This is a genomic window from Roseburia sp. AM59-24XD (assembly GCF_003478445.1).
Lineage (GTDB): Bacteria > Bacillota > Clostridia > Lachnospirales > Lachnospiraceae > Jutongia.
In genome coordinates, this window is the sequence record NZ_QUET01000002.1 from 144,413 (window position 1) to 150,842 (window position 6,430).

General features: G+C 47.1%; 3 protein-coding genes and 1 pseudogene. All 4 read left to right on the forward strand.

Features of this window, described 5'->3' with window-relative positions:
- Positions 1-196 precede the first annotated feature (196 nt).
- Complete coding sequence (gene murC, locus DXA20_RS01610) at positions 197-1,576, forward strand: UDP-N-acetylmuramate--L-alanine ligase (RefSeq protein ID WP_118559030.1); 1,380 nt, start codon at positions 197-199, stop codon at positions 1,574-1,576.
- Between the two features lie 258 nt (positions 1,577-1,834).
- Positions 1,835-3,283, forward strand: a complete 1,449-nt coding sequence (locus DXA20_RS01615) for a DnaD domain protein (protein WP_118559031.1) — start codon at positions 1,835-1,837, stop codon at positions 3,281-3,283.
- A 26-nt stretch (positions 3,284-3,309) separates the two neighbouring features.
- Positions 3,310-4,398, forward strand: coding sequence for an ATP-binding protein (locus DXA20_RS01620; protein WP_118559032.1), 1,089 nt, complete (start codon positions 3,310-3,312; stop codon positions 4,396-4,398).
- A 30-nt stretch (positions 4,399-4,428) separates the two neighbouring features.
- A pseudogene (locus DXA20_RS01625) lies at positions 4,429-5,600 on the forward strand (ribose-phosphate pyrophosphokinase).
- Positions 5,601-6,430 lie beyond the last annotated feature (830 nt).

The following is a 6,430-nucleotide window of genomic DNA, read 5'->3' on the forward strand; positions in this document are numbered from 1 at the left end:
AAAATTTTGCATAATCACCTCCTTTTTCACAAAAAAAATGCACAATGCGCCGCCGAATCCCACAAAAACATAAATCAATCACACACTGACGAAATTCCGAATAAATATGACACAAAAGAATTGTATTTTTCCTCCTATTCGTTATAATATTGTAAGAACATTACATATTACATAGAAGAAAGGCGTGGTTTTTATTATGTATCAAATCGACTTTAACCATCCGGCAAATGTATATTTCATCGGAATCGGCGGCATCAGCATGAGTGGATTTGCCCAGCTTCTGCACGATTACGGTTTTCAGGTACATGGCTCAGATGCCCACGAAAGCAAGATCACGGATCATCTGCAGTCACTTGGTATCGATATAATATATGGCCAGTCCACCGAAAATATTACAAATGACATCGATCTGGTTGTCTACACGGCAGCCATTCACCCGGACAATCCGGAATTTAAGGCAGCCAAGGCAATGGGCATCCCTATGATGGAACGTGCAGAAATGGTCGGTCAGGTCATGAAGAATTATCAGAATGCGATCGCCATCTCCGGCACGCACGGAAAGACAACGACAACCTCCATGGTATCGCATATCTTTCTGGAGGCACAGAAGGATCCGACCATCTCTGTCGGAGGCATCCTCAAAGCGATCAACGGCAATATCCGCGTTGGTCATTCGGACGATTTCATCACGGAGGCATGCGAATATACGAACAGCTTCCTAAAATTCCATCCGACCGCCGGCATCATCCTAAATATTGATGCGGATCATCTGGACTTTTTCAAGGATATCAACGATATCCGCCATTCCTTCCGCCGCTTTGCCGGGCTGCTCCCTTCAAACGGTGTGCTGATCATTAATGGCGAGATTCCTGCACTTGACGAGATTACCGACAATCTTGACTGCCCGGTGATCACCTTCGGTCTGACAAAGGAATGTGATTACTTCGCAGATAATATCAGCTTCGACGAGCACGGCTACGGTCACTTCGACCTGATCTGCAACGGCACAAAGGAGGCGCACATCGACCTGCATGTGATCGGTCGCCACAACATTGCCAATGCACTGTCCGCCATCGCGCTGGCACAGTATTACCACATTGATATGGATTCCATCCGGAAGGGACTTCTTGCTTTTGAAGGAACCGAGCGCCGTTTCGAGCTGAAGGGATCTTTCAACGGAGTGACTGTCGTGGACGATTATGCACACCATCCGACAGAGATCACAGCGACACTGACTGCTGCAGAGAAGTATCCACACAAGCATCTGTGGTGCGTATTCCAGCCACACACCTACTCAAGAACCCGTGCCCTGTTAAAGGGGTTTGCACAGGCACTGTCCCAGGCAGAGAATGTCGTGCTGGCAGACATCTACGCCGCACGCGAGGCAGATCCGGGCGATATCTCCTCCCGCACGCTGCAGGAAGAACTCAAAAAGCTCGGCAAGGACGCCTACTATTTTCCTTCTTTTGAAGAAATCGAAAAATTTTTATCAGAAAAATGTATCAACGGGGACTTGTTGATAACTATGGGTGCCGGTAACGTAGTATCTATCGGAGAAGATCTGGTAAATAAATAAGTTATCCACATTATCCACAATTTTTTGTCAAAAACTGTCGACAATTATTGTGGATAATTTTTTTTGGTAAAAACCTATGAATTTATGGGGTTTTCGTCGAAGGCGCTAATTTTCATTCACATTATCCACATTTTTAAATCCACACAAATCCACTGTTTATCGGTGTTTGCAAGTTTTTTTCTTTGTGTTATTATAGGGTACAGACTGATACAGAATGCGGGATTTCTGCGGAGATTTCGCTGAGAACGGAGGATTTTCATGGATAATATTTTGTTGTGTTCCAACCATATCCCGTTGGTCACTTCGATTCACAATACATTTATCGAGAAATATATGCTCAGAGCAAACGGCAGCTATGTGAAGGTGTATCTTTACCTTTCCAAATGTATTCAGGCAGGACAGGACGATCTGTCGATCTCCTCGCTGGCAGACCAGATGGAGAATACCGAGAAGGATATCATCCGCGCGCTGAATTACTGGGAGAAGCAGGGTCTTTTACGCATCACACGCAGTGAGGACGGTTCTGAGATCCTCGGCATCGATGTTCTTAATCCGGATGAGCTTGTGACAGATACTGCTGCACCGATGACCGGCAGCGCATCACACACTGAAAGTACGATGACACCGATCATGAAATCATCCGGCAGAGCCGAAGCAGTGACCGGTACCTCTGTCAGGGGTTCCACCGGCAAGGCAGACGCGTCGAAGTCCGCAGAAGCAGAGGCTGCTTCGAACGGCACAGCAAAGCACGTTTCCTCAAAAACCGCTGCTTCTCCGAAGCAGTCAGATACTTCGGCTGCAGTGACAGCTTCCGGAACACAGACTGACAGACCGGTTCCCCCGGCAGATTCCGCAGTGCAGACCGGCAGACGTACTTCCCCGGCAGATTCCGCAGTGCAGGCCGGCAGACATACTTCCCCGGCAGATTCCGCAGCTCAGACCGACGGACAGGCTTTCACGCAGCAGTCAGGCAGACATACTTCCCCTGCCGCTTCAAAAGCCACCGGCAGCACGACCGCCTCCGCAGACAAGCTTCCGGCACCAACCGTAACAACCGAGCAGATGAATCGTCTTGCCGGCAACGATGATTTCTGCTGGACATGCGATATCGTTGAGAGTTATCTCAGGCATCCGATCAAGCCGAAGGAATTAGAGTTTGTTACATATTTATATGATACACTTCATTTTTCTTCCGAGCTGATACTGCATCTGTACGAATACTGTATCGGGCTCGGCAAGACTAATATCTCCTATATCCAGACGGTCGCACTCGCCTGGGATGAGAAAGGTGTCAAGACCACCGAGGATGCGCAGAATGCTTCTATGGAGTACAATGCAACCTACACCGCCATTTCCAAATCTATGGCACTTGGGCGCACGCTCGCCGCTATCGAGAGGGAATTTGTTGACCGCTGGCAGAACCAGTGGCAAATGGATCTGAGCGTTATCCTTGAGGCATGCAACCGCACAATGTTAAAGCTTCAGCACGGCGATTTCAAGTATGCTGACGGAATCCTTGAGCGCTGGTATCGCACCGGCGTCCACACACTTCAGGATGTTCACAAGGCAGACGAGGACTTTGCCAGAGAGAAAGCTGCAAAGAGACAGGCAGCAGCCGCACAGCACGGCAACAAGTCGGGCATGGTACAGCATGGGCTGTCCCGGAAGGAGGCCGACGCGCTCGAAAAGCAGCTTCTTCATGTCTAGTATGACGTAAGGGATCATCGCCTCAGATGTCAGATCATAATGCAGGAGTCATCAGCTTCGGCATCACAGCATCTAATAAGAAAGGAAAGCATAGCATGGGTATCTCAGCAAGCCAGTATGGCAATATCATGGAAAAATATGACCGTACACGCATGAAGAATCAGCGGATCCTTGATGAGCGCACAGCATCCATTCACAAAGAAATCCCGGAGATTGAAAAGCTGCAGGGAGAGATCATCCATCTTTCCTTCCAGCAGGCGCGCAGCGAGCTTCTTCAGCCGGACAGCGCCTCTTCCACTGCGGCACAGTATATGCTCCATATGAAAGAGCTTGCCGAGAAGAAGCAGGATCTTCTGGAGAAGCACGGATATCCCCGTGACTATCTCTCTCCGATCTACAGCTGTCCGGACTGTCACGATACCGGCTACATCGGCTCCAGGCCCTGCCATTGTCTGACAAAGGCACAGGCCGATTTTCTCTATGCCAATGCGAATCTGAGCGATATTTTACTGGAGGAGAATTTTGATACATTCCGCAGCGATTACTACGATGACACAACCGTTGATGATAATCTTTCTCTAACTCCAAAGGAAAATATCACGAAGCTTAGGGATATCTGTCTTGATTTTATCAGGCATTTTGACGATGCATACGATAATCTCATATTTTACGGTCCCACCGGTGTCGGCAAAACTTTCCTGACTCACTGTATTGCCAAGGAGCTTCTGGACTCCGGTCACACGGTCGTTTACTTGACTTCTTTACAGCTATTTGATATTTTAGAGAAAGGCAGGTTTGGCAAAGGAGAAGAATGCGAACAGATTCAGGTCAAAATGGACTACCTGATCCACAGTGATCTTCTCATTATTGATGATCTCGGAACGGAGCTTACCAACAGCTTTACAACCTCCGAGCTTTATCACTTCATTGAAGAGAGACACCTGCAGCAAAGATCCACGATCCTGTCTACGAATCTGGCATTTCAGGAATTGCACGACCGGTACGGCGAGCGTATCTTCTCCCGTTTTACCGGCTACTATAACTTCTGTAAGATTATCGGGAATGACATCCGACCTCTGAAAAGGTTCCGGAATCACACCCCGAAAACTATATAATTCACATGCAAGAATGGAGGATTTCATAACATGAAACGACATGACAAATTGGCAGAAACAATACCTGTTGGCAATCTGGGAATCTTAGCTCTGGAAAGCAGCAAAGAAATGGGACAGCGTGTCAATGACTACATCGTAGAATGGCGTCAGGAACGTTCCCGCATGGAAGCACCCGCTTCTTCCATCGCCGGCTACAGCAAGGATTCTTATCTGATCGACTGTGTTTGTCCACGTTTCGGTTCCGGCGAAGCAAGGGACTGATCCGCGAGTCTGTTCGAGGCGATGACCTCTTTTTACTGGTTGATGTCTGCAACTACAGCCTGACCTACAAGGTATGCGGTCAGGTAAACCACATGTCTCCAGACGATCATTATCAGGATCTGAAGCGTCTGATCGCCGCTGTCGGAGGCAAGGCAAGACGTATCACCGTTATGATGCCATTTTTGTATGAAAGCCGTCAGCACCGCCGTTCCAGCCGAGAGTCTCTTGACTGCGCTCTGGCACTGCAGGAGCTGACACAGATGGGCGTTGAGAGTATTATCACCTTCGATGCACACGACCCTCGCGTGCAGAATGCGATTCCTCTCAAGAGCTTCGAGACGGTTCAGCCAACCTATCAGTTCATCAAGGCGCTTCTCAAGAATGTGCCTGACATCAGGATTGATGCACAGAATCTGATGGTAATCAGCCCGGATGAGGGTGCTCTCGGCAGAGCCGTTTACTATGCAAACGTTCTCGGCATCGATGTCGGAATGTTCTACAAGCGCCGCGACTACAGCAAGATTGTCGACGGTCGTAACCCGATCATCGCCCATGAGTTCCTCGGTGCTGACCTTGAGGGCAAGGATGTCATCATCATTGATGATATGATCTCCTCCGGCGAGAGTATGATCGACGTAGCAACAGAGCTGAAACGCCGTAAAGCGAACCGTATCTTCGTAGCAGCCACCTTCGGTCTGTTCACAAATGGTATGGACAGGTTTGACGAAGCAGTAGAGCAGGGTCTGATCTACCGTGTTATGACCACCAATCTGGTATACCAGCCACAGGAGCTTCTGTCCAGAGACTATTACATCTCCGTTGACATGAGCAAGTATGTCGCTCTTCTGATCGACACCTTAAATCACGATCAGTCCATCAGCGATCTGCTGAATCCTACCGAGCGTATTCAGAACATTCTGGTAAAGTACGGTCAGAGATAGAAAACTTAACATACACGCCTGACAGATGCATCGCATCCGACTTTCAGAATGATGAAGGCATGAAGTCCGAAGCAAAGCATCCGACTTTTGGAATGATGAAGGCATGAAGTCCGAAGCAAAGCATCCGACTTTTGGAATGATAAAAGCACGAGGCATCCTGTTTTTACAATAATGAAAGTATGACTTCAAAGGAGTTTTGAGATAATTCAGAACTCCTTTTTATATTGAAAAGTCGCAAAGCGGAGATCAAAAGTCAAACGCTGTTTTTGCCCTTTCTATGACTTTAGCGCTCTTTTTCCGTGTTTTTGACTATTTTTTCGTGCCAGTTTGGAAAGTTCACACTTTTTTTATAAATTGAACAATATTACAACACAACTCCTTCTTATAATGAATTTATCAACAATAAATAAGCCGACTGACTAATGTTTGTTATAGATTCTTTTTCATTTTTTTCATTTTCGGTCATGAGGCAGCTCCCTCTGTTTCATGACCACTCCTTTGAGTGTTACTGTGAAAAGCCCGGTGCATTATGCATCGGGCTTTTCATGTGTTCGGGAAACAGATGACTGTCAAAATAAATCACGAAAAATTCCGGCGGCATAAATCGGAGTATGCCTGATATTTCTTATGGGAATACATCAATTTGAGGTATGGGAAGTCTTAGTAATTTACTCAAACTGATATGTAATGACTTTTGTCAAGAGTAAATTCGAAAAAAATCAAAAAAAATTAATTATTCTGTTTTCTGAAGGCACCCAGAAAGAGCTTCGGAGTATCAGTTCCCGGCATTGGCCACTCTGATATACGTGGATTGGTTACCTACAGGTCAA